Origin of the sequence: Mitsuaria sp. 7 (genome assembly GCF_001653795.1) — a bacterium.
Taxonomy (GTDB): domain Bacteria; phylum Pseudomonadota; class Gammaproteobacteria; order Burkholderiales; family Burkholderiaceae_C; genus Roseateles.
Genome location: NZ_CP011514.1, coordinates 4,961,979 through 4,985,403, shown reverse-complemented (window position 1 = coordinate 4,985,403; position 23,425 = coordinate 4,961,979). Strand labels below are relative to the sequence as shown.

24 protein-coding genes and 1 tRNA gene are annotated in these 23,425 nt (G+C 68.5%); 6 read left to right on the top strand and 19 right to left on the bottom strand.

Annotation, left to right across the window (positions count from 1 at the left end):
• The first annotated feature begins 34 nt into the window (after window positions 1-34).
• Together ABE85_RS21940 and ABE85_RS21935 are read left to right on the top strand one after the other, a co-directional pair.
• Window positions 35-2,089, top strand: coding sequence for a patatin-like phospholipase family protein (locus ABE85_RS21940; RefSeq protein ID WP_082938839.1), 2,055 nt, complete (start codon window positions 35-37; stop codon window positions 2,087-2,089).
• A gap of 141 nt (window positions 2,090-2,230) precedes the next feature.
• Complete coding sequence (locus ABE85_RS21935; RefSeq protein WP_067279719.1) at window positions 2,231-3,784, top strand: methyl-accepting chemotaxis protein; 1,554 nt, start codon at window positions 2,231-2,233, stop codon at window positions 3,782-3,784.
• On the opposite strand, the gene ABE85_RS21930 is transcribed toward ABE85_RS21935, so the two are convergent.
• From ABE85_RS21930 to ABE85_RS21915, 4 genes are all read right to left on the bottom strand, one after another.
• Window positions 3,771-4,796 carry an NAD-dependent epimerase/dehydratase family protein gene (locus ABE85_RS21930; protein ID WP_067279717.1) on the bottom strand — a complete coding sequence of 342 codons (1,026 nt, stop codon included), beginning with the start codon at window positions 4,794-4,796 and terminating at the stop codon, window positions 3,771-3,773. The genes ABE85_RS21935 and ABE85_RS21930 overlap by 14 nt on opposite strands.
• Before the next feature lie 51 nt (window positions 4,797-4,847).
• Window positions 4,848-5,144 (bottom strand): hypothetical protein, encoded by a 297-nt coding sequence (locus tag ABE85_RS21925; RefSeq protein WP_067279714.1) that lies wholly within the window; start codon window positions 5,142-5,144, stop codon window positions 4,848-4,850.
• The gene (locus tag ABE85_RS21920; protein ID WP_067279710.1) at window positions 5,134-5,709 is read right to left on the bottom strand and encodes a hypothetical protein; all 576 of its coding nucleotides are present in this window, start codon (window positions 5,707-5,709) and stop codon (window positions 5,134-5,136) included. The genes ABE85_RS21925 and ABE85_RS21920 overlap by 11 nt, the downstream gene beginning before the upstream one ends.
• A gap of 250 nt (window positions 5,710-5,959) precedes the next feature.
• Window positions 5,960-6,034: transfer RNA gene (locus ABE85_RS21915), tRNA-Arg, on the bottom strand.
• 302 nt (window positions 6,035-6,336) lie between these two features.
• Between ABE85_RS21915 and ABE85_RS21910 the strand changes: the two genes are divergently transcribed.
• Entirely contained in the window at window positions 6,337-6,945 is a 609-nt protein-coding gene (locus ABE85_RS21910; protein ID WP_067279707.1) for a cytochrome c5 family protein, read from the top strand.
• A gap of 85 nt (window positions 6,946-7,030) precedes the next feature.
• Here the strand turns inward: ABE85_RS21910 and ABE85_RS21905 are convergent, their stop codons facing one another.
• The 8 genes from ABE85_RS21905 to ABE85_RS21870 all read right to left on the bottom strand — a co-directional run bounded on the left by ABE85_RS21905 (window position 7,031) and on the right by ABE85_RS21870 (window position 13,960).
• Window positions 7,031-7,570 carry a DUF2946 family protein gene (locus tag ABE85_RS21905; RefSeq protein ID WP_067279703.1) on the bottom strand — a complete coding sequence of 180 codons (540 nt, stop codon included), beginning with the start codon at window positions 7,568-7,570 and terminating at the stop codon, window positions 7,031-7,033.
• A gap of 58 nt (window positions 7,571-7,628) precedes the next feature.
• The gene (locus tag ABE85_RS21900) at window positions 7,629-8,651 is read right to left on the bottom strand and encodes a YheT family hydrolase (protein WP_067279694.1); all 1,023 of its coding nucleotides are present in this window, start codon (window positions 8,649-8,651) and stop codon (window positions 7,629-7,631) included.
• A gap of 11 nt (window positions 8,652-8,662) precedes the next feature.
• Window positions 8,663-9,124 carry a nuclear transport factor 2 family protein gene (locus ABE85_RS21895; protein WP_067279692.1) on the bottom strand — a complete coding sequence of 154 codons (462 nt, stop codon included), beginning with the start codon at window positions 9,122-9,124 and terminating at the stop codon, window positions 8,663-8,665.
• Between the two features lie 63 nt (window positions 9,125-9,187).
• Window positions 9,188-9,406: a zinc-finger domain-containing protein gene (locus tag ABE85_RS21890; RefSeq protein WP_067279675.1), complete on the bottom strand. Its 219-nt coding sequence runs from the start codon at window positions 9,404-9,406 to the stop codon at window positions 9,188-9,190.
• Window positions 9,407-9,472: 66 nt separating this feature from the next.
• Complete coding sequence (locus ABE85_RS21885; RefSeq protein ID WP_067279673.1) at window positions 9,473-10,396, bottom strand: branched-chain amino acid transaminase; 924 nt, start codon at window positions 10,394-10,396, stop codon at window positions 9,473-9,475.
• 52 nt (window positions 10,397-10,448) lie between these two features.
• Window positions 10,449-10,856: a hypothetical protein gene (locus tag ABE85_RS21880; protein ID WP_067279671.1), complete on the bottom strand. Its 408-nt coding sequence runs from the start codon at window positions 10,854-10,856 to the stop codon at window positions 10,449-10,451.
• A gap of 114 nt (window positions 10,857-10,970) precedes the next feature.
• The gene (gene radA / locus ABE85_RS21875; RefSeq protein WP_067279669.1) at window positions 10,971-12,329 is read right to left on the bottom strand and encodes a DNA repair protein RadA; all 1,359 of its coding nucleotides are present in this window, start codon (window positions 12,327-12,329) and stop codon (window positions 10,971-10,973) included.
• Between the two features lie 164 nt (window positions 12,330-12,493).
• On the bottom strand, window positions 12,494-13,960 hold the full coding sequence (locus ABE85_RS21870; RefSeq protein ID WP_067279666.1) for a sodium:solute symporter: 1,467 nt from the start codon (window positions 13,958-13,960) through the stop codon (window positions 12,494-12,496).
• 135 nt (window positions 13,961-14,095) lie between these two features.
• Here ABE85_RS21870 and ABE85_RS21865 point away from each other — a divergent pair, with 135 nt between their 5' ends.
• Window positions 14,096-14,728, top strand: coding sequence for a LysE family transporter (locus ABE85_RS21865; RefSeq protein WP_067279663.1), 633 nt, complete (start codon window positions 14,096-14,098; stop codon window positions 14,726-14,728).
• A gap of 145 nt (window positions 14,729-14,873) precedes the next feature.
• Complete coding sequence (locus ABE85_RS21860) at window positions 14,874-15,758, top strand: DMT family transporter (RefSeq protein WP_197507113.1); 885 nt, start codon at window positions 14,874-14,876, stop codon at window positions 15,756-15,758.
• A 6-nt stretch (window positions 15,759-15,764) separates the two neighbouring features.
• Here the strand turns inward: ABE85_RS21860 and ABE85_RS21855 are convergent, their stop codons facing one another.
• From ABE85_RS21855 to alr, 6 genes are all read right to left on the bottom strand, one after another.
• On the bottom strand, window positions 15,765-16,622 hold the full coding sequence (locus tag ABE85_RS21855; protein WP_082938837.1) for a PEP-CTERM sorting domain-containing protein: 858 nt from the start codon (window positions 16,620-16,622) through the stop codon (window positions 15,765-15,767).
• 46 nt (window positions 16,623-16,668) lie between these two features.
• The gene (locus ABE85_RS28565) at window positions 16,669-17,523 is read right to left on the bottom strand and encodes a PEP-CTERM sorting domain-containing protein (RefSeq protein WP_067279654.1); all 855 of its coding nucleotides are present in this window, start codon (window positions 17,521-17,523) and stop codon (window positions 16,669-16,671) included.
• 46 nt (window positions 17,524-17,569) lie between these two features.
• On the bottom strand, window positions 17,570-18,424 hold the full coding sequence (locus ABE85_RS28560) for a PEPxxWA-CTERM sorting domain-containing protein (RefSeq protein ID WP_067279650.1): 855 nt from the start codon (window positions 18,422-18,424) through the stop codon (window positions 17,570-17,572).
• Between the two features lie 91 nt (window positions 18,425-18,515).
• Window positions 18,516-19,283, bottom strand: coding sequence for a hypothetical protein (locus tag ABE85_RS21840; protein ID WP_067279647.1), 768 nt, complete (start codon window positions 19,281-19,283; stop codon window positions 18,516-18,518).
• A 36-nt stretch (window positions 19,284-19,319) separates the two neighbouring features.
• The gene (gene arfB, locus ABE85_RS21835; RefSeq protein ID WP_067279643.1) at window positions 19,320-19,727 is read right to left on the bottom strand and encodes an alternative ribosome rescue aminoacyl-tRNA hydrolase ArfB; all 408 of its coding nucleotides are present in this window, start codon (window positions 19,725-19,727) and stop codon (window positions 19,320-19,322) included.
• Between the two features lie 49 nt (window positions 19,728-19,776).
• Entirely contained in the window at window positions 19,777-20,880 is a 1,104-nt protein-coding gene (alr, locus tag ABE85_RS21830) for an alanine racemase (protein ID WP_067279639.1), read from the bottom strand.
• A 220-nt stretch (window positions 20,881-21,100) separates the two neighbouring features.
• On the opposite strand from alr, the gene lplT reads away from it, so the two are divergent.
• The gene (gene lplT, locus ABE85_RS21825; protein ID WP_067279636.1) at window positions 21,101-22,378 is read left to right on the top strand and encodes a lysophospholipid transporter LplT; all 1,278 of its coding nucleotides are present in this window, start codon (window positions 21,101-21,103) and stop codon (window positions 22,376-22,378) included.
• A gap of 81 nt (window positions 22,379-22,459) precedes the next feature.
• On the opposite strand, the gene ABE85_RS21820 is transcribed toward lplT, so the two are convergent.
• Window positions 22,460-23,401, bottom strand: a complete 942-nt coding sequence (locus ABE85_RS21820) for a hypothetical protein (protein WP_157522763.1) — start codon at window positions 23,399-23,401, stop codon at window positions 22,460-22,462.
• Window positions 23,402-23,425: the final 24 nt, after the last annotated feature.

The window sequence follows — 23,425 nt, the reverse complement described above, 5'->3', positions numbered from 1 at the left end:
TCAGGTGTCATGGGGTGATTTGGGAAGCGACGACATGCGGCAGTCAGAGGCGGACGGGGTCAGTCATTGCGATCTCGTCATGAAGGGCGGCGTCACCAGCGGCGTGATCTATCCGCGGCTGGTGGCCGGTCTTTCCGATCGGTACCGGTTCAAGAACATCGGCGGCACGTCGGCCGGCGCGATCGCGGCGGGGGCGAGCGCCGCGGCGGAGCTCGGCCGCCAGCGCGGTCATGCCGGCGCCTTCGAGCGCCTGGCCCGACTGCCGGAAGAACTCGGCGCCGTGCTCCCTGGCGCAAGACCTGGCCCCGGTCGCAGCCGGCTGTTCACGCTCTTCCAACCGGTGCCCGCGCTGCGCCGCCACTTCGACGTGCTGACGCGGGCGCTCGGCAAGCCTGCGGGCGCGGCGGCGATCTCCGTCCTCGTCGGAATGGTGGCGATGCACGGCGTCGCCGTTCTGGCGATGGCCGCCGTCGGTGCGGCGCTGCTGGTGCCGTATCTCCAATTCCTCGCATCCGACGGGAGCGCCGGCCCCTGGCAGAAGCTGCTCGCGGTCGTGGGGCTGGCGATGATCGTCGCGCTCGTGAGCGCTGCGATGCTCGGCACGGTGCTGGCGCTCTTCGCCAGGAGCCTGCTCCGCGGGCTGAAGGACAACGGCTACGGGCTGTGCAGCGGTCTGACGCAACCGGACCAGGGCGCGCGTGGTGAGCGCGGCGGGTCGGGTGAGGTGGGCGGCCAGACCGCGCTCACCGACTGGCTCCATGTCTACTTCAATGAGCTGGCCGGCAAGAGCTTCGACGGACCGCCGCTGAGCTTCGGCGACCTGTGGGGACCGGACCCGGCGACGCGCCGCATCAACCTCGAGGTGATCACCAGCGCGGTCAGCCAGCAGATGGTCTACAGCATCCCGTTCCGGCCCGGGACGCCGATGTTCTATTACGACCCGACGGAGTGGTCACTGCTGTTTCCGCCGGCGGTGATGGCGGCGCTGGCGGCGCCGTTCGACGGCAGCTACGACGGCCCGGTGATCGAGAGCGCCCAGGGCCGCGCGCTGCGCTCGCTGCCGCGGCATGGCGACCTGCCCGTGGTGGTGGCGATCCGGATGAGCCTGAGCTTCCCGTTGCTGCTGTCGGCGGTGCCGCTGTACGCGGTGGACTGGTCGCGCACGGCCAACCAGCGCACGCAGGCCGAGGCGCGCGCCGCGGCGACGGCCGCGGAGCGCCGCCGCCTGAGACTGCGGGCGACGCGCATCTGGTTCTCCGACGGCGGCATCGGCAGCAACATGCCGCTGCACCTGTTCGACGCGATGCTGCCGCGGCACCCGACCTTCGCGGTCAACCTGAAGGCGCCGCATCCGGACCACGTGATCCGGCCCGAGGACCCGGGCAATGACGGTGGGCGGATCTACCTGCCGGAAGACGATCGCGGCGGCCGCCTGCGCTACTGGCCGGAACCGGACCTGGTCGACGGTTGGGAGCATCGCCCGGCGGAGGCGAGAGAGAAGGCGCCGCTGGCGGGACTGGCCGGCTTCCTGTGGAGCATCGTCGGCACGATGCAGAACTGGCGCGACGAGATCCTGTTCCCGACGCCGGGCTTCCGCGACCGCATCGTCCAGATCAGTCAAAGGGCCGACGAGGGTGGACTCAACCTCGCCATGCCCGCCGGAACGATCGTCGCGTTGGCAGAGGCGGGCGGCATGGCGGCGCAACGCCTGGTCGCGCGCTTCCATCCGTTGGGGGTCGAAGGCGGCGCGGGCTGGGACAGCCACCGGCGCGCGCGGCTGACGACCTTCCTCGGGGTGATGCAGCCGGCGACCGTCGGGCTGACGTCGGCGATGGGCGCAAGACCTGGCACCGGCGTCGGCACGGCAGCCGAGGAGCGCGACGGCACGGCAGCGGACTGGCTGGTGCTCCTGGACACGGATGCGCGATACAAGCGCTCGTCGGCGTTGCGGGCCGAGGCGGCGCGTTTCCTCACCGGCCTGGACGGCCTCGGCGCCGCCACGCCGCGCAAGTTCTCGGGACAGCCGCGCACGCTGGATGTAGGCTCGCTCAAGCCCATCCCTCAAGTGCGCCTGACGCCGCGCATCTGAGGATCGCCCACGCCTCTGCCAAGCTTTCCACAGGTCAGAGACGTCTTAACGGCGACTTGATATCGGTGTACGGTACCGGTGCCAACATCGCGCCGCATGGCGGTCCGATCTCCCTTCGGGCCGGTGTCGAGGAGAACGAACATGATGTCCAACACGAACGTCCGGGGATCCATCGGTCGGCGGTTGGGGCTGGTCCAGGCCCTGGTACTGGTGATTGCGCTGATCGGATCGGCGATGGGTTATCTGGGGCTGAGCCGCGTGGCGGCGCAGACGGAAGCCATGTACCAGGAGACCATCGTCACCGAGCGGGTGGCCTCCGACTGGTACCGCAACGTCTTCAACGGCGGCACGCGCACGACGGCCATCGCCGTGAGCGCGGACCCGGCGCTGGCGACCTTCTTCGCCGAGCAGGCGGCGGAGTCGACGAAGTCGTCGACGGAGCTGCAGAACCGGATGGACAAGCTGCTGAACTCGCCGGAGGAACGCGCCGCGTTCGACCGCGTGATCGAGCTGCGCAAGGCCTACATCAAGGTGCGCGACACGATCACCGAGGCGAAGAAGCAGGGCGATCCGGCCAAGGCGAAGCAGCTCTTCGACGAACAGTTCAAGCCGGCCGCGGCCTCGTATCTGGAGAGCATCCGCGTGATCGCGCAGCAGCAGCGGGATCAGCTCGACACGGCGCTGAAGGTGCTGGCGGAGACCAACGCGCGGGCGCGGACCGCCTTGGTGCTGTTCGGGCTGGTCGCGCTCGCGGCGGGCGGGGCCTTGGCGGTGTGGCTGACGCGGTCGATCACGCGGCCGCTCGCCCAGGCGGCCCTGGTGGCCGACGCGATCGCGCGCTTCGACCTGACCGGACGCATCGAGACGGCGGGTGGCGACGAGACGGGCCAGTTGCTGCGCTCGCTCAGCGAGATGCAAGGCGCGCTGGTGCGCCTGATCGGCGAGGTGCGCGGTTCGACGGACAGCATCAGCACGGCGAGTGCGGAGATCGCGACGGGCAACATGGACCTGTCGGCGCGCACGGAGCAGACGGCGTCCAACCTGCAGCAGGCGGCGGCGTCGCTGACGCAGCTGACGGGCACGGTGCGGCAGACCGCGGATGCGGCGACGACGGCCAACCAGCTGGCGGGCTCCGCGGCGGAGACCGCGCAGCGTGGCGGCGCGGTGATGGGCCAGGTCGTGGCGACGATGGGCGAGATCAGCGACAGCTCGCGGCGCATCGCCGACATCATCGGCACGATCGACGGCATCGCGTTCCAGACCAACATCCTGGCGCTGAACGCGGCGGTGGAAGCGGCACGCGCGGGCGAGCAGGGCCGCGGCTTCGCGGTGGTGGCGAGCGAGGTGCGCTCGCTGGCGCAGCGCAGCGCGCAGGCGGCCAAGGAGATCAAGACGCTGATCGCCACGAGCGTGGAGCGCGTGGAATCGGGTTCGCGCCTGGTCAGCGATGCCGGCACCACCATGACCGACATCGTGACCAGCGTGCAGCGGGTGACGGACATCATTGCCGAGATCCGCGCGGCGTCGCAGGAACAGAGCGACGGCATCAACCAGGTGAACGCCGCGGTGGGTCAGCTCGATCAGATGACGCAGCAGAACGCGGCGCTGGTCGAGGAGGCCGCTTCGGCGGCGGAAAGCCTCAAGGACCAATCGACGCGCCTGTCGACGGCGATTGCGGTGTTCAGGTTGACCTGAGATGGCCTGCGCCGCCCGGGCCGCTCGGGCGGTCCGTGGCGGAGTGGCCGGCGAGGATCTCCGCCTCGCGCTCCGGGGCCAGCGTCGTGACGAGCTTGCTGGCATCCCAGCCTGGCTCGAGCGGCGCTCTCGCCCAGGCGAGGGTGTCCGCTGCCGTCTCCTGGATCGAGCGGGTCGTGAGACCTGCGGCAACGGCGCGCGATGCGTCGCCGAGCAGCATGCCGCCGTGAGTCGGATCCTCCTCGGGCAGCCAGAGCGGCAGCCCCGTCCACGGCGCCACGCCGAGTACCAACAGCATGGCGTCCGGCTTCCAGGTGAAGCGGGCATCGCTGCCTGGCACGGCTTGGAGGCAGGCGTCGAGCAACGCCTTCATCGACAGTTGCGGCCCGACCGCGTTGAACGCGCCGGTGGTCCGTGACTCCGCGAGTGCCACGCAGAACGCGGCGAGGTCGCGGACATCGATGACTTGCACGGGCCGATCGGGCCGCCCAGGCGCGAGCACCTCGCCGCCGCGAGCCACGCGCGCCGGCCAATACGTGAATCGACCGGTCGGGTCATGCGGGCCTACGATCAGTCCCGGCCGCACGATCGCGTGCCGGTCGGGCAGGGCGCTCGCGAGCGCCTCTTCGGCCCGGGCCTTCAACGGTCCGTAGCCTTCATTGCCTTCAGCGAGCGGCGTCGATTCGTCGAAGACGCGATGCGGCGGGAACACGCCGTATGCCGAGATCGAGGACACAAGCACCACATGCGGCGCGCCTGTGTCGAGCGCGGCCACGGTGCGCTCGACCTGCACGGGGTTGAACGCGGTGCAGTCGATGACCGCATCGAACTCGCGACCGCGCAGCGCGCTCATGTCGCTGTCGCGATCGCCGATGAGGCGCTCGACCTCGGGGAACAAACCCGGGCCGTGCCGGCCGCGATTCAGCATCGAGACCGTGTGACCGCGCGCCAGCGCGGCGGCGATGACGTGGCGACCGAGGAAGACGGTGCCGCCGAGGATGAGGAGGCGCATGACGGGGCTTCGGTGGACCTGTGGAAAGCCCAGTATCCGCCTCGCCGATCCTCAAAACGGAAGTTCCATCTTGGTCGCCTGCGCACTGTCGAAGAGGTGCTTCGTCAGCGGATAGTCGGCACTGTCGCTGTTCGTGTAGAACTCGAATTCGCTCCCTTGCGCATCTCGATAGACGAAACGGAAGACGCCGCAATCCTCCCTGCCATTGAACGAGTAATCGAGGGAGACCGCGAAGTCCTTTTCCTTCCAGGCGACCGCTTCGAACAGGTCGTATTCCCACGGGATCTCGCCGGCCTCGGTCCGTTGAACGAGCTTGGAGATGAAGCGTCGGATCTTGTCAGGGAACATGGTTCGCAGTCCTTCCAGAAATGAGTTGTTCAAGAATCTCTTTGGCCGCCAGAAGCGCTTGTTGGATCTCGACTGAGCCGCGCTTGTAGCGGGACGCCGTGGCAGCCGCTCGAACCGACTCTTGCAAGAGTTCTTCAACCTCAGCCAGCTTTCCAGACAGCGCCTCCGGGCTGGTGCTGGGCGTAGCCGCGCGAAGGAAAGAGCGTCGGACCTGTTGGAGGCCTTGCAGAGCGGTTGCGAATCGCTTGTCGATGACGTCGTCGTTGATGCGATCGATCATCAGCAGGCACTCGCTGAACAGGGCCGCCCGATCCACCTTTTGTGCCTCGGCCAGCAGCGCCCGCGCCTCGGCGCGGATGCCTTTGGAGATGCTGATCGCCTGCAGCACTTCAGACACCGTGATCAGCAAACCGATGAAGGTCGCGACACCGCCGATGTAGCTGAAGCGGTCGAAGGTGTCCTTGTCCGACAGGACCTCGACGCGGAAGTGATACGCGGCCCACACGATGCCGACGCTGGCCGCGCCGTAAGCGAGCCTGATCCAGTTCTCTTTGAGCAGTTCCATCCGAAGACCTCTTCGCGGGCGTGAAGCCAGCTCCAGCGGGGCACTGACTGGTCGGTCGCGCTGAAGCAGAGGTGAGGAACTCTAGGCAAATCCGTTCGCGGAGCAATCGCACAAATGGCGGCACCCGTATGAGCGAATTTGCGTGTTGGTTGGCCCGCCGATGGGGGATCGGCGCCATGCAACGACAGAAGCAGCGACAGAAAGCAGAAAGCCGGTTGCCACTCTCGTGACAACCGGCTTCTGGGAATTCTGGTGCGACCGGCAAGAATCGAACTTGCGACTAAGCCTTCGGAGGGCCCAATGATATCCACTTCACCACGGTCGCCGCGGGAAGCGCGCATTCTAGCCTTCTTCTGAGCCTCCTCGACCCGACTACGCCAGTCCCGTCAAAACGGCACCATCGCGAACACTTGGGCGCACACCTGCGCGACCCTCGCGCAACACCTGCCCCACCAACGTGCCGACCTTGACGAAAGCCCCAGGGTGGGGCGACAGGGGGCTGGCTATACTGCGCCGATTTGCTGTTCCACGGTCCGGTTTCCCCAGGGCGATCCGTCATCCGACACCCCCTCGCAAACCCGGACTCGCGTCTGCCGTATTCGATTCGATTCGATCCACGAGGAATTCATGAGCGGAACCCAGGACCACGCCAACGCCCAGGACACGCACGCCGAAGGACACGACGCCCATGAGGGCCCGATCAAGACCCCCAAGCAATTGATCGTCGCCGTCTTCTTCGCCTTCGTCATTCCCATCGTGATCATCGTGATGCTCGCGAACTACGTGTCCAGCGAGATCAAGCCCGGCGCCGGCGGCACCGGCCTCGAGGGTGAGGCCGTCGCCGCCCGCATCCAGCCCGTGGGCTCGATCGAGCTCAAGGACCTGACCAACGCCGCCGCGATGAAGACCGGCGAACAGGTCTTCCAGGGCCAGTGCGCCGCCTGCCACGCCACCGGCGCGGCCGGCGCGCCCAAGCTCGGCGACCACGACGCCTGGGGCCCCCGCGTGAAGACCGGCTTCGACACCCTGGTGCACTCCGCCCTCAAGGGCAAGGGCAACATGGGCCCGCAGGGCGGCGGCGACTTCAGCGACTTCGAGATCTCCCGCGCCGTCGTCTACATGGCCAACCAGGGCGGCGCCAAGTTCGACGAGCCCAAGCTGCCCGCCGCAGCCGCCTCCGGTGCCGATGCCGGTGCCTCGGCACCTGCCGCTCCGGCCTCCGCCGCGTCGCAGTAAACCTCGCTCACCGGAAGCGCGAAAGCCGACCCGAGGGTCGGCTTTTTCATGGGCGATCGTCGGGTCGACCCGCTCCTTGGAAGGGTCAGGCTTTGCCCGACTCCCCCTTGGGGTCGACCGGCGCCAGCAACACCCCATGGCGGGCGATCAGCTCGGCATGCGTGGCGTTCGACATCGACCAGCGCCCCGCCTCGATCGCGTCCGCCGCCAGGCCCATGTCCTGCGTGTGGACCAGCCCCAGGCCCAGATCGGTCTCGAGGAACAGCCGGTCCTGTTCGTCCAGCACCGCGCCGGCGACCTGCGCCTCGCGTCCGGTGTGGGTCAGCACGCGGCCGTCCGGCTGCAGGCGCCAGATCCAGGGCGCGACCTCCAGCTGAAGGTAGACCCGCTGCGGCCCGTTCTGGAAGAACCAGGCGCCCTGGTCATCCGAGGCGTAGTTGCGGTCGATGAAGCCGATCAGCTTGTCGTGCACGATGCGGCTGCCCTTCACCGTGGGGAACGGACCCGCGGCCTGGATGCGCTCGTCGCGCATGTACCAGTCGCCGCGCGCGTCCAGCGCCAGCCAGCCGTAGCAGTGCGGGACGTTGGGCCACTTCTTCAGCGCGGCTTCGACGATCGCGTCCATGAGCGTTCCTTTCCGGTCGCGGCCCGCGAGGCGGGCCGTCGTGGTTGGCGTTGGCGGCTCAGAGCCGCGTCGCGAGCCAGTCGGTCACGCGCTGCGGCATCGTGCGCACGTGCCCGGGCGGCCGGCCCGACGGGAAGCCGACATGCCCGCCTTCGCGCGGCTGCCACAGCGTCACGTGCGCGCCGACATGGCTCTGCTCCGGCAGGCTGTGTGCCGGCACGAACGGATCGTTGCGCGCGTTCAGCACCAGCGCCGGGATGCGGATACGCGCCAGGTGCGGCTTGGCCGAGGCGCGCAGCCAGTAGTCGTCGACGTCGCGGAAGCCGTGCACCGGCCCGGTGAAGATGTTGTCGAACTCGTAGAGGTTGCGCACGCGCCGCATCCGCTCGGCGTCGAACAGGCCCGGGTGCTGCTTCAGCTTGCTCATGGCCTTGGGCATCATCGTCCGCAGGAACATGCGCGTGTAGACCAGCCCGTTGAAGCCCTTGCCGATCGCATGGCCGGCGGCCGTGAGGTCCACCGGCGAGCAGACCGAGCACACGGCCTTCACCGTCTGGGCGGCGCTGTCACCGGCTTCCTGCGCCCAGCGCAGCAGCGCGTTGCCGCCCAGCGAGATGCCGACGGCGATGATCGGGCCGCGATGCGAGGCGCGCAGCTGCTCCAGCATCCAGCCGATCTCGGTGTAGTCGCCCGAGTGGTACGCCCGCGGCGCGAGGTTGAGTTCGCCCGAGCAGCCCCGGAAGTACGGCATCGCAAAGGCCCAGCCGCGCTGCTGCGCGACCGCGGCGAAGGCCTGCACGTACTGGCTCTCGACCGAGCCTTCCAGCCCGTGGAAGAGCACGAGCAGGGGACGTTCGGCCGGCGTCGCCGCAGGACCCGTCGAGGGCGCCGCGGTGGGAGTCGTTGCGGGAGTCGTCGCGGGATCGATCAGGTGCTCGACGTCGACGAAATCGCCGTCCGGCGTCTGCCAGCGTTCTCGACGGAACTGCGGCGGGGAACCTTCGTAGCGCCGCGCGAAGAGCGCGGGCCAGATCGTCTGCGCGTGACCTCCGGGCAACCAGGGAGGTGCCTGGTACTGCATGGACAACCCTCTCAATGCAGCGTCGTGGGCGCGCCGGCGGACACGATGGCCAGCTCCTGCTTCACGTCCTGCGACGTCCCCGGGCTCGCATGGTGTGCGACCATGCGCCAGCCCAGCGCCGTCTTCAGGTAGACATTCGTGGCGACGACCCAGGCGCTCTGCACGCCGTCCTCGTCAGTGATCTCGACGCGCTCCAGCACCTGGTGGATCGCCGTCTCGCCGTTGACCAGCTTGCGCTGGCACTCCGGATGAACCGGGATGGAACCTCTGGCGAAGATCTGCTCGAAGCTGGCCCGGATCGCCGCCGCGCCGACGACGCGCGGCCCGCCGGGATGCACGCAGCAGACCTCGTCCTCGTCGCCCCAGACGGCCATCAGGCGTTCCAGGTCGCCGGCCTGCAGGGCCTCGTAGAACTGCGCTTCGGTGTCCTCCGGAGAGGCCAGCAGCAGGGCGGTCTGAGGCTTGCGCACCATGGGTCTCGTTCCTTGTTCAAGGGAGCGGGCGAGGGCCGGCGTCCAGGCGTCGGCCGTCGTGGCTCAGTGACCGGAGGGCAGGTGCTCGCCGGCCTTCAGCTTGTACAGCGTGCCGCAGTACGGGCAGGCGCCTTCGCCGGTGTGGCTCAGGTCGATGAAGACGCGCGGGTGGTTGCTCCACAGCGGCATCTTGGGATTCGGGCAGAAGACGACGCCCGGACCTTGCAGGTCCTGCGCGGTGACTTCGACGGTGGCCTTGGGCGTGGTGGTGTTGGCGCTCATGATCTTGTTCTTGAAGGCTTGCTGGGGCTGGCGATCCGGTGGTGGACGGGGCAGGGCGGGCCCCGCTCAGACCACGCTCAGCCAGTGGGCGTACTTGGGATTGCGGCCGTTGACGATGTCGAAGAAGGCCGACTGGATCTTCTCGGTGATCGGGCCGCGGCTGCCGCTGCCCAGCTCGATGCGGTCCAGCTCGCGGATGGGCGTGACTTCGGCGGCGGTGCCGGTGAAGAAGGCCTCGTCGGAAATGTAGACCTCGTCGCGGGTGATGCGCTTCTCGACCAGCTTCAGGCCCAGGTCCTCGCAGATCGCGAAGATGGTGTTGCGGGTGATGCCGTTGAGCGCGCCCGCCGACAGGTCCGGCGTGTAGACGACGCCGTTCTTGATGATGAAGAGGTTCTCGCCCGCGCCTTCGGAGACGAAGCCCGAGGCGTCCAGCAGCAGCGCCTCGTCGTAGCCGTCCTCGGTCGCTTCCATGTTGGCCAGGATCGAGTTGGTGTAGTTCGACACCGTCTTGGCCTGCGTCATCGTGATGTTGACGTGGTGGCGGGTGTAGCTGCTGGTCTTGACGCGGATGCCACGCTTGAGGCCTTCCTCGCCCAGGTAGGCGCCCCAGGCCCAGGCGGCGACCATCAGGTGGATCTTGTTGCCCTTGGGGCTCACGCCCAGCTTCTCGCTGCCGATCCAGGTCAGCGGACGCAGGTAGCAGCTGGCCAGGTTGTTCTCGCGCACGACGGCCTTCTGCGCTTCCTCGACCTGTTCGATCGAGAACGGGATCTTCATGCGCAGGATCTTGGCGCTGTTGAACAGGCGCTCGGTGTGCTCGCGCAGCCGGAAGATGGCGGTGCCCTTGGGCGTCTGGTACGCGCGCACGCCTTCGAAGGCGCCGCAGCCGTAATGCAGCGTGTGGGTCAGCACATGGATCTTGGCGTCGCGCCAGTCCACCAGCTCGCCGTCCATCCAGATCTTGCCGTCGCGATCGTCCAGAGACATGAGTCTTCCTTTGTCGGCCGCGAATGGGCCGGGTGCTGCGAAGTCGGGGATTTTATGCGGCCGGTGTGTCGTCGGGGGACGCCGATTCCGGCTCCTGGGCGCGGATCAGCGTCCATCGCGCGACCGCGCCGCGTTCCATGACCACGTCCACCGCGTCGCCGCCGGTGTCGGTCCAGCGGTAGGTGTTCTCCTCGACCTTGATGCCCAGCGACTTGCACATCCGGATCAGGTCGATCAGCTTCATCCCGGCGTGCAGCTTCGAGTTCAGCATGATCGCGCTGGAGACATGCCCCAGCGGCGAGTTCTGCGCCGTGCGCATGACGCGCATCAGCTGCGAGAACTGGATGAGCAGATAGAAGATGACGCAGGACGTCCCCAGGACGGCGCCCTTCCAGCCGAAGAAATAGGTGCCGGCGACGATGGCGGCAATGACGAGGAGGATGCCGACGAGGCGGTTCATGCGGGGGAACTCCGAAGGGGGCGGGGAAGGGCGGAACCCGGGATTGTCGTCGCGCCGCTGCGGCGACGGGTGTGGCGATTGCGGATGCCGCCGCCGGCTTCCCCGTCGTCGACCTCACATCGCGCGCAGGATCTCGATGGCGTCCTCGATGCGGGCGACCGGGTGGACCGTCAGCCCGTCGATCGGTTTCTTCGGCGCGTTGGCCTGCGGCACGACCGCGATCGAGAAGCCCAGCTTGGCCGCTTCCTTCAGCCGCTCCTGGCCGCGCGGCGCGGGACGGACCTCGCCGGCCAGGCCGACCTCGCCGAAGGCGAAGAAGCCCTTGGGCAGCGGCTTGCCGCGCAGCGAGCTCTGGATGGCGAGCAGCACGGCCAGGTCGGCCGCCGGCTCGCTGATGCGCACGCCGCCGACGGCGTTGACGAAGACGTCCTGGTCCATCGTCGCCACGCCCGCGTGGCGGTGCAGCACCGCCAGCAGCATCGCGAGCCGGTCCCGGTCCAGGCCCACGGACAGCCGGCGCGGGCTGGGTCCGCCGCCGTCCACCAGCGCCTGCAGTTCCACCAGCAGCGGCCGCGTGCCCTCCAGCGTGACCAGCACGCAGGAGCCGGGCACCGGCTCGCCGTGCGTGGACAGGAAGATGGCGCTCGGATTGGAGACGCCCTTCAGGCCCTTCTCGGTCATGGCGAAGACGCCGATCTCGTTGACCGCGCCGAAGCGGTTCTTGATCGCGCGCACCAGCCGGTAACTGCTGTGGGTGTCGCCCTCGAAGTAGAGGACGGTGTCGACGATGTGTTCCAGCACGCGCGGGCCGGCCAGCGCGCCTTCCTTGGTCACGTGGCCGACCAGCACCATCGCGCAGCCGCCGGACTTGGCGGTGCGGGTCAGCTGCGCGGCGCATTCGCGAACCTGCGCGACCGACCCGGGCGCCGAGGACAGCTGCTCGGAGTACATCGTCTGGATGGAGTCGATGACGCAGAAATCGGGCTGCTCCACCTCGATGGTGGCCAGGATCTTCTCCAGGCCGATCTCGGCCAGCACGCGCACCTGGGAGCCGTCCAGGCCCAGGCGACGGGAACGCATCGCGACCTGCGCGCCGGATTCCTCGCCGGTGACGTAGAGCACCTTCATCTGGCGGGACAGCGCGTCGACGGCCTGCAGCAGCAGCGTCGACTTGCCGATGCCCGGGTCGCCGCCGATCAGCACCACGCCGCCGGTGACGATGCCGCCGCCCAGCACGCGGTCCAGTTCCTCCAGCGAAGTGGGCGTGCGTTCGAAGTCGCGGGCCTCGATCTCGGACAGCGTCGCGACGGGCTGGCTGCGGGCCAGCGCCTGGAAGCGGTTCTTGCCGGCGGCGGGCTCGGCGGCGGTTTCGACCAGGGTGTTCCAGGCACTGCAGGACGGGCAGCGGCCCAGCCATTTGGCGCTGGTGGCGCCACATTCGGAGCAGACGTAATGGGATTTCTGAGCAGCCATGGGACGGGATTGTCGCCGCCCGCGCTGTGGACAACCCTGTTGAGAAGCCTGTGGATTTGCAGTGCGTCCGCTGTGGGGCGACGGGGGATGAGTTGGGGGCGCCCGGTGGGAAACCCCGCCTTTCGCTGGGGATGGCCTGTGGACAGCCTGGGGTCAGGCTGTGCTCAAGCGGCCTTCGGCTGGGGATAAGCGGCGGGCCGGGAGCCCACCCAGAGTCCCCCGAAGGTCAGCCCGGCATTCACCAGCAGCAACTCCAACCCCATCCGGTAGTCCCCGAAGAGGGTGGACTGGTGGGCGTCGACGACCCAGCACAGGGCCGGCGCGGCCAGCGCGACCCATGGGAGAACGCCGCCGCGCAAGGTCCGCGTGGTCAGGATGCCGAAGGCGAACAGCCCCAGCAGCGGCCCGTAGGTGTAGCCCGCCAGCTTGAGGATGACGGAGACCATGCTGGGATCGTCCAGCCAGCGGAAGCCCAGCGTCAGCAGCAGGAACAGCAGCGCGTAGCCGAGGTGCACCGCCTTGCGGACGCGGCGCTGGCGGGCCTCGTCCCAGTCGCGGCGCTCCTGCAGGCCGATGAGGTCGATGCAGGTGCTGGACGTGAGCGCGGTGATGGCGCCGTCGGCGCTCGGGAACAGCGCCGAGATCAGCGCGACCACGAAGATCAACTGCACCCAGGCCGGCAGGTGGCCCATGACGACGGCGGGGAACAACCGGTCGCCGTGGGCGGCGATGTCCTGCTGCTGCGCATACATCGTCAGCAGGCCGCCGAGGAACAGGAACAGCAGCACCACGACGGTCATGATGGCCGCCATCACCATCATGTTCTTCTGCGCGTCGGCCAGGCGCTTGACCGAGATGTTCTTCTGCATCATCTCCTGGTCGAGTCCCGTCATCGCGACGGCGATTGCCGCGCCGGCGAGCAGCTGCTTGGCCCAGTGCGAGGCGCTCATCGGATCGGTGACGAACACCTCGGCGAGGCCGGCCGCGCGCATCGCCTGCCAGCCCGACGCCAGGTCCAGGCCCAGCGCATGGAGCAGGAAGACGACGCAGATGACGAGGCCGCCGAGCATGCCGGTAGTCTGCAGCGTGTCGGTCCAGACGATGGTCTTGACGCCGCCCTCGAGCGTGTAGAGCAGGATCATCACGAGCACCAGCAGCGCGCTGAGCCAGAACGGCATGCCGAACTGGGCGAGCACCAGGTCCTGCAGGATACGCACGACCAGGTAGAGCCGGGCGGTCGCACCGAGCGTGCGGGACAGGATGAAGAAGCCGGCGCCGGTGCGGTGCGCGGCGACGCCCAGGCGCGTGCCGAGGTAGCGGTAGATGGAGCTCAGGTGGAGCCGGTAATAGAGCGGCAGCAGCACGAAGGCGACGACCGCGTAGCCGGCGAACTGGCCCAGCATGATCTGGAAGTAGCTGAACGCGCCGGCGCCGACGGAGCCCGGCACGCTGATGAAGGTCACCCCGGAGAGCGAGGTGCCGATCATCCCGAAGGCGACCAGCCCCCAGTGGCTGTTGCGGTTGCCGATGAAGAAGCTGTCGTTGTCCGCGCGGCGGGACGTCCACCAGGCCACCGCCAGCAGCAGCGAGAAGTAGGCGACGACGACGACGAGCAGGACGGTGGCGGACATGGCGCGGGATTATTGGAGCACCGCCGCGGGGGCGGCATTCCGAATGTGGCAGCAGGCATAACTCCGCCTATTCCCTGACCTTCGTCGGCCGGAAGGGGGCGTGCTACAACGTCGGCTCGTTTGAAGGAGTCGATCATGGAGTTGTCAGTCTGGCTGGGGTTCTTCGCGGCCTCCTGGGCCATCAGCCTGTCCCCGGGCGCCGGTGCCATCGCGGCGATGAGCGCCGGGCTGAATCACGGCTTCCAGCGCGGCTACTTCATGACCATGGGCCTGATCCTGGGCATCCTGACCCAGATCGTGGTGGTCGGCGCCGGACTGGGCGCGCTGATCGCGGCGTCCGAACAGGCCTTCGCGGTGGTCAAGTGGGCCGGCGTGGCCTACCTCGTGTACCTGGGCATCCAGCAATGGCGCTCGCCGGCCAAGCCGCTGGTCGCCGAACAGGCCGAGGGCCGGCAGGTCTCGCGTCGCGACCTGATCCTGCGCGGCTGGGGCATCAACGCGGTGAACCCCAAGGGCACGGTCTTCCTGCTGGCCGTGGTGCCGCAGTTCCTGAACCTGCATCACAGCCTGACACAGCAGTACGCGGTGATCGGCGCGACGCTGGCCTTCACCGACGCCGTGGTGATGGCCGGCTACACGCTGCTGGCCGCGCGCGTGCTGCGGGCGCTGAAGTCGGAATCGCATCTGAAGGCGATGAACCGGATCTTCGGATCGCTGTTCGTCGGTGCCGGCGCGTTGCTGGCGACCTTCAAGAAGGCCGCCGACTGAGGCGCGACATCCCAATCATCAGGTGACCCCCACAAGGGTGTCGCCTCCCACCGAAGGCCGCCCCCACAGGGCGGCCTCGTCGTTTCCACCGGCCCGCTGAATGCCTACGCGCACGGGCGGCCGGTACAGATCGCTGCCGCACATCATGTCCACCGTTTCCGATCGCTGGTTGTTCTGGGGCCCGACGCTGATCTGGGCCAGCACGTGGCACGTGATCCTGTATCAGCTCGCCTCGGGCGTGCCGATCCTCAATTCGGTGGGCTGGCGCTTCGGTCTGGCGGCGCTGATGCTGGCGGGCTTCGCGCGCTGGCAGAAGCAGTCGCTGAAGCTGCCGCTGTCGGCGCACGGGCTGATGCTGGCGACGGGGATCGTGCAGTACAGCGGCAACTACTTCTCCGTCTACGAGGCCGAGCGCCACATCCCCAGCGGGCTGGTGGCGGTGCTGTTCTGCCTGATGGTGTTCGGCAACGCGCTGACGGGGCGGATCTTCTTCGCGCAGCGCGTGACGGGTCGCTTCCTGGCGGCGTCGGCGGGCGCCGTGGCGGGGGTGGTGATGATCTTCTGGCCGGAGATCGCTTCGACCGGCGCCCGCCCGACGGCGGCCTACGGCCTGGCGATCGGCCTGGTGGCGGTGCTGGCCGCCGTCATCGGCAACGTCCTGACGCTGACCTTGACCCGCCGCGGCCTGGCGCTGGTGCCGGTGCTGGCGTGGAGCATGGGCTACGGCGCGGTGTTCCTGCTGCTGGCGTCGGTGACGACAGGGCAGGGCCTGAACTTCGCATGGACGCCGGAATACGTCTTCAGCCTGCTGTACCTGGCGGTCTTCGGCTCGGTGTTTGCGTTCGTCCTGTACTTCAAGCTCGCGCAGCGCCAGGGCACGGCGCGCGCTGCGCTGACCGGCGTGGTGATCCCGGTGATCGCGCTGGTGATCTCGGCGATCTTCGAAGGCTGGCGGCCGACGGCCCTCGCGCTCGCCGGCATGGTGCTGTGCTTGAGCAGCATCTACGTGGCGACGCGGCCGCAGCGGTGAGCGAAGTCACCCGTTCGCCGCAGCGGCGCGACGCCGACGGGCGGCAACGCCGATCGCGGCCACGCCCGCCAGCATCAGCGCGTAGGTCGACGGCTCTGGCACGGCCGAGGCGGTCTCGGTGATCGAGACGATGCGGCCGAAGCCCGTCAGCGATGTGCTGCCGGTCACGCCGTCGGCACGGGCGTATCTGTTCGACAGGTTCACGGTAAGACAGCTTGCGCAGCCACCGAGCCGATCCATCAAGGCCAGGAAGTAGGCGTCCGACGTGACGTCATAGGCGTTGGCCACGGTGCCCGCGAAGGACGGGGACTTGGCCGGGCTGATGCTGAAGCTGTCCTGGGAGTAGGACCCGTCGGCGTTGGTCCAGATCACCGCGTGGTTCAACGAAAAGCTTTCGTCGCTCCGGAGGGTCTCGCCGGTGTCCGTCCATGCGTGCACGGAGCGGAGGCGGCGCGCGACGGTGTTGACGTCGAGCTGCGCGCCCGTCCGATCCACCGGATCGGATGTGGCGACGGGAAGCGCCGGGACTTGAGCGTCCGCCGGATCGTGGGTCAGGAAGTTGGCATAACGCTGCGATGCCGTCATCCAGTCGTAGGTACGTCCGGTGCCGTCCTTCCCTTGCGACGAGCTGGTGACGAAAGGCAGCCGGCCCGGCGACACGCCGTATTCGAACGAGAACGACTGCGAGAACGCGATCGGGGTGCCCAGCGTCGTCGTCGTGCCGACGCAGGACCAGTCCATCGGCGCGCAATCGATCGCCTGGCTCTGCGAGGTGTAGAACCCCTCGAAGGTCACGGTGACCGTCGCCATCGCGACCGGGCTCAACATTGCGCCCACAAGGGCGGCCATCCAGCGCTTCGTCATTGTTTCCCTCTCCCTCGAACTGTCGTGAATCGTTGCGACCGGGCGTTCAGACGGTCTTGCGACGTCGAGCTGCGAAGCCGATCACCGCCACCCCCGCCAGCATCAGCGCATAGGTCGACGGCTCCGGCACGGCCGAGGCGCTCTCCACCATGGAAATGATGCGGGCACGACCCAGCACCTGGGCTTCGCCATACGTGCCGTCCGCCCGCCAGTAGGCGTTCCGGAAAGTCAGGCTGAGGCAGTCCGCGCAAGTCCCCAGGCTGGACAGCTGTTCGAAGAAGTAGCTCGTGGATTCGGGCCGGTTGTAGTCCGACGCCGCCAGCGCGGGGAAGCGCAGGTTCAGCCCCAGGTTCATCTCGTTGACGAAGCCGCTGCCGTCGGGGTTGGACCAGATCGCTCCGCTGTAGAGGCCGAATCCTTCAGTGGCGTTGGCGATCTCGCCGGTGTCGCTCCAGCGGGTGACGGATCGCGAACGCCAGGCGATGTTGTTCACATGGGCCGTCGCGTCAGGATCGGCCTCGATGGGATTGACCACCGACGTCGGCGCCGCCGGCACGAACGAGGTCGACAGGCCCGGGATGCTCGTGCTCGTGTACAGCTGTCGGAAACTGAGTCGCTCCCGTTCGCGGCCCGTCAATGGGTCCAGGGTCGTCGACCTGCTCGAGGTGAACTCCACGGCCTTCGGCGAGAGGCCGTATTCGAACGTGAAGGTGTGGGTGAGCGTGATCGGCGAACTGAAGTCCGAGTAGGTCGTGTACGCCGAGCAATCGGCCGCCTCCAACGGGCAGTCGACCACCTGGGCCTGGTGGGTGTAGCTCCCCTCCACCGTCACCGTCACCGTCGCCATCGCGACCGGGCTCAACATCGCGCCCACGAGGGCGGCCATCCAGCGCTTCGTCATTGTTTCCCTCTCCCTCGAACTGTCGTGAATCGTTGCGACCCGGCGCTCAGACGGTCTTGCGACGTCGAGCGGCCAGACCGATCACCGCCACGCCGGCCAGCATCAGCGCATAGGTCGCCGGCTCCGGCACGGCCGAGGCCGCCAACACGCGCACGCTGAAGGACGTCACCGGTCCCGAATAGGTGTAGGTGGTGACCCCGGCGCTGTTGGCCGCCGACACGCCGTAGGACAGCACGTTGCTGCAGCCCTGGCACCAGAAATCGTGGCGGAGGCGGTCGATGAACTGATCGGCGGTGAACGATTCGCCGAGATTGGCGGCCGTCACAGCGAAGGGGGCCCATTGGGACACCTGCGCAAGCGTGTAGATCGACAAGCCCTCGGTCGACGTCCAGACCTGTTGACGGCTCAAGCCCCAGATCTCGTTGCCGGCCGGGGCGCCGGCGCCGCCGAGATCCGTCGTGAGCATCCGGTAGCGGGCCACGTCCATCAACTCGCTGGCCGGGCCCGCGGGAGCAACCACGTTCGCCCACGCCAGCTGGCTCGCCGGGACGTTTCCGCCTGTCGAGGACACCGGGAGCGACCCGTTGCCGATCAGTTGGAACGCCAGGTCGACATGGGTCGGGCGTCCGTCGGCATCCGTTGATTCAAGGCTTGAGACGCTCGTGGGTCCGAGCCCGCTGGCCTCGCCGATGTCGAAGATCCAGGAGGAGGACAGCGTCAGCGGGCCCAGCGGCGTCACGGACGTGTCGCCGGTCGTGCAGGCACCGCAGTAGAAGTCGCGCGTGGCGGTCGTGAGCGTGCCTGTGAAGGTCACTTCGATGCGTTCCGCGCGCGCCGGCGATGCGGCCATGCTCGCGATGGCCGCCAGGGCGAGCGTCAGCCCGCCGATCTTCTTGTTCATGGAGTTCCTTCCCTCTCGGGCCGGATTCTCTCCATGTCAGCTTTGCAAAGCGGTGGCGCTCCCCCTCGAATGAAGGGGGCGCAACGCCCGGTTACTTCACCCAGCCGATCTCCACCGCCGTCGCCGGACCGACGACCGTCTCTCCGAGCGCCGACGGGATCCGCAGCTCGCCCTCCCGAACCGGGATGCGGCCGGCCATCAGCTCGGCCGCCGTCTGCGGGTAACGAGGTTCCTGTCGCGGCTCCGCGAAGCCTTCGGGGAACAGCGGCGCCAGCGTCGACGGGTCGTACTTGTCGGTCGCGCCGAAGGTGTGCAGCGCCTCGTGCGCGATGACCACCTCGTTCTGCGCCTGCTGCGCCTTGGACGCGAACAGGTGCACCAGTCCGAGCCGGCCCTTCTCCAGCCCGATCGAATGCGGCAGCGCGCCGGCGAAGTCCGGCGGGTGATACATGAGGAAGAGCTTCACGTCGGGCACCGGCGAGCTCGGCGGCGTCTGACGCCACGCCCACCAGCGCATCCGCAGGCTCCACGAGATCGCCGACAGCGGTCCCGCATCGCGCGGCACCGCCGGCGGAGCCACGCGGACCCGGCTGCCCAGCACGATCCGCATCGGCTCGGACAAGGACACGCCGTACCGCGCCGCCTCGTGCTGGAAGTAGGGCGCCAGTCCCGCGAAGGCGGCGGCGTCCAGTCGCTCCAGATAGAAGTCCGTCGCCGCGTCGCCCGACGCGTTGATCGGATACAGCGTCACGACCTGCGGGCGCTTCCAGGATTGCGCCTGCCAGCGGCCCACCAGCGTGGTCATCGCCACCGCCAACAGGATCCCGAGCAGGATCAGGATCCGCAATGCCTTGAACATGTCCTCTCCCTCGTCGTTCGTCGGACCCGCGACGGCTCAGTCGCCGCGGACCTTGCCGCGTCCGGCCTTGATGTCGCCGCGCTGGCTCTTGGCCTCCAGCCGGCGCTTCTGCGATCCGTAGGTCGGCCTGGTCGCCCGGCGCGCCTTCGGCGTGTGCGCCACGCTCTGCGCCAGCGCGATCAGCCGCGCGATCGCATCGGCACGGTTCTGCTCCTGGCTGCGCGATTCCTGGGCCTTGATCACCACCACGCCCTCGGCCGTGATCCGCTGGTCGCTGAGCGCCAGCAGGCGCTCCTTGATCAGCGCCGGCAGCGTCGAGCGCCGGATGTCGAAGCGCAGGTGCACCGCGCTGCTCACCTTGTTGACGTTCTGGCCCCCGGGGCCGCTGGCGCGGATCGCGGAGATCTCCAGCTCCCAGTCGGCCGGCGTCCAGTCCAGGTGCATGAGGCCGATGTCGCCGATGCTGCCGATGCCGCCGGACGATCGCCGGGCCTCAGCCCAGCGTCTCCACGTGCACCGGCACGCGCCGGGTCACCGCGCACATCAGCTCGTAGCCGATCGTGCCGGCCGAGCGCGCCACCTCGTCGATCGGCAGCACCGCGCCGTGCGGGCCCTGGCCCCAGAGCGTGACTTCGCTGCCGATGCCCTCGTTGGGCAGATCGGTCAGGTCGACCGCCAGCATGTCCATCGACACGCGGCCGATCGTCGCGCTGCGCTTGCCGCCGACCAGCACCGGCGTGCCGTGCGCGGCGTGGCGCGGATAACCGTCCGCGTACCCGCAGGCCACCGTGCCGATGCGCATCGCGCGCTGCGCCACGAAGCTGCTGCCGTAGCCGACGCTGTCGCCTTCCTTCAGCTGCTGTACCGCCAGCACCTTGGCCCGCAGCGTCATCGTGGGCTTCAGGTCCCAGTGGGTGATGTCGTGCTCCGGGAAGTCCGGCGCGCTGCCGTAGGTCATGATCCCCGAGCGCACCCAGTCGGCGCGCACCGTCGGATCCTGGCTGTGGCGCAGGATCGCGGCGCTGTTGCTCAGCGTGCGCGCGCCCGGCAGATCGGCCGTCGCCTCCGCGAAGACGGCGGTCTGGTGCGCGATGCCGCGCGGGCCGTCGGCGTCCGAGAAGTGCGTCATCAGCGAGATCTCGTCCACCTGCGGCAGCGCGTTCAGCCGCGTCCAGGCGCCGCGGAAGGCGCTCGGCGTGAAGCCCAGGCGGTTCATGCCGCTGTTGAGCTTGAGGAACACGCGGTGCGGCTCGTGGGTCTTGTGCATGGCCAGCCAGTCGACCTGCTGCTCGTGGTGCACCGCGTGCCAGAGCTTGAGCCGCGAGCAGAGTTCCAGGTCGCGCGACTCGAAGCAGCCTTCCAGCAGCAGGATCGGGCCGCGCCAGCCCAGGTCGCGCACGCGCTGGGCCTCGTCCAGGTCCAGCATCGCGAAGCCGTCGGCGCTGCGCAGCGCGTCGAAGGCCCGCTCGATGCCGTGGCCGTAGGCGTTGGCCTTGACCACCGCGAACACCTGCGCGTCGGGCGCGCAGGCGCGGGCGCGGGCGATGTTGTGGGCCAGCGCGGGCTGGTGGATGAGGGCTTCGATCGGACGCGGCATGGTCGCCCATTGTGCCGCGCCGGGGACCGGTCCCTGCCTGCGCGTGCCGTGAGGGGAAGGCGCGCGGAACGGCGGAAAACCGGTGCCGGATAGCACAGAGACACTGTCCCGTGAAGCGCTGTTACGAAAACGAGCGCATGCTATAAACCCGCCGCAGCGCTGCCCTTTCCCCACCCCGTGGACCCAGCGTGATCACCGCAGTTCCAGGTATGCCGGGTCGATGAAAAAAGGCTTCTACACCATCATGTCAGCGCAGTTCTTCAGCTCGCTGGCTGATAACGCGCTGTTCGTGGCCGCCGTTGAACTGCTCCGCACCAGCGGTGCCGCCGAGTGGCAGCGCGCCGCGCTGGTGCCCATGTTCGCGCTCTTCTACGTGGTGCTCGCGCCCTTCGTGGGGGCGTTCGCGGACGCGGTACCCAAAGGCAAGGTCATGTTCATCTCCAACACCATCAAGGTGCTGGGATGCCTGAGCATGCTGGTGGGCGTGCATCCGCTGATCGCCTATGCGATCGTCGGCCTGGGCGCCGCCGCCTACTCGCCGGCCAAGTACGGCATCCTGACCGAGCTCCTGCCGCCGTCGCAGCTGGTGAAGGCCAACGGCTGGATCGAGGGCCTCACCATCGCCTCCATCATCCTGGGCGCCGTCTTCGGCGGACAGCTGATCGGCGACAAGGCCTCGGCCTGGCTGCTGGCCATCGACATCCCGTACATCGACACCGGCATCGACACGCCGCCCGAGGCGGCCATCGCCTTCATGGTGGTGCTGTACTTCATCGCCGCGCTCTTCAACCTGCGCATCCCGCGCACGGAATCGCCGCTGCAGCCGATCTCGCACAACGCGACCGACCTGGTGCGCGAGTTCGCCGCCTGCAATTCGCGGCTGTGGCAGGACAAGCTGGGCCAGATCTCGCTGGGCATGACGACGCTGTTCTGGGGCGTGTCCGGGAACATGCGCTACATCGTCTTCGCCTGGGCCGCCGCGGCGCTGGGCTACGGCACGACGCAGGCGTCGGCGCTGGCCGGCGTGGTGGCGATCGGCACCGCGGTCGGTGCGATCGTGGCCTCCGCGGTCGTGCGCCTGGACAAGGCCACGAGCGTCATCCCGCTGGGCATCGGCATGGGACTGCTGATGCTGGTGCTGAACTTCATCAACAACCTGTGGGTGGCGATCCCCTTCCTCATCCTCCTGGGCGGCATCGGCGGCTACCTGGTCGTGCCGATGAACGCGCTGCTCCAGCATCGCGGCCACAACCTGATGGGCGCCGGCCGCTCCATCGCCGTGCAGAACTTCAACGAGCAGGCCTGCATCCTGGGCCTGGGCGCGCTGTACACGATGCTGACGCGCTTCGGCACCTCGGCCTTCGGATCGATCACGATCTTCGGCCTGCTGGTGGCGGGGATCATGTGGGTGGTCGGCCGCTGGCACGCGCACAACAAGGTCGAGCACGCCGAAGAGCTCAACCGCCTGCTGGCCATCGCGCGCAGCGACAAGCACTGAGCGCGGCGCTGAACGGAGGCTTCCGCTGAAACGACGACGGCCCCTCGCGGGGCCGTCGTCGTTTGGGGCGCTCCTACTTCCTCAGCGCCTCGCGCGCCCGCGGCCGGTCGGTGGCGCCGCCACGACGACGCCCCCGGTGGTCAGCACCTGATCGATGTGCTCCGACCACGCCCGCCCGATCTTCAGGCAGCCGCTGTGGTTGAGGTGGATCTCGTTGTGCCAGTCGCCGCTGATGCCGCTGGCGCCCGGCGTGGCCGCGGCCAGCGGGACGGCGGTCGAGTCGAACACGAACAGCCCGGGGAACTGTTCCTTGTCCGCCATCAGCGTCTTCAGCAGCAGCGCCAGGTGCATCACCATCAGGCGGCTGACGGCGGCCCAGTCGGCGGACGGGATCGCGTAGGCCTTGAGCGCCGGATACAGCCACGGGCCGTGACCCGCGTCCTCCGCGCCGGCCGGGCGCGGCATCGGCACCGCGTAGCAGTGGATGAACACCGGCTTGCCCGCCGACGGCCCCTGGTCGCGCAGCGTCAGCAGATGGCGCAGGTTGGCCTTCAGGTATTCGGCATAGGTCGCCCAGCCGGGTTCCGAGAAGTAGCGGCCCACGCCCGCGGACGGCGGGCCCCATTCGGTCTGGTTGCGCAGCAGGCGCTGGTGCAGCGGCACTTCCACGCCGTCGAGCTGGGTCGGTGTCTGCGCCGCCTGGATCAGGTCGTTGCCGCCCACCGACAGCAGGACGCCGTCCCAGACGGGCGCGTCCGGCGCGGTGAGCAGGCGGACGAAGTCGGGCGAAGACGCCAGTTCGACCACCTTGGACAGGCTTTCGCGCTGCCCGGCGCAATTGATCGCGACGGTGGCCTTGGTCAGCACCAGTTCCTGGAGCAGGTTGGCGTGCGCGCTGAGCTTGGCCTGGGCGGTGGAGAACCAGGAGTCCCCCTGAGCCAGCAGCCGCCAGTGATAGCTCTGCAGGTCGGGCCCGGGCTTGGACTGCAAATCCTCGGGGGCGAAACAGGCCAGGTGATCCAAGAAGCTCTCCCTACTTTGGTGGAC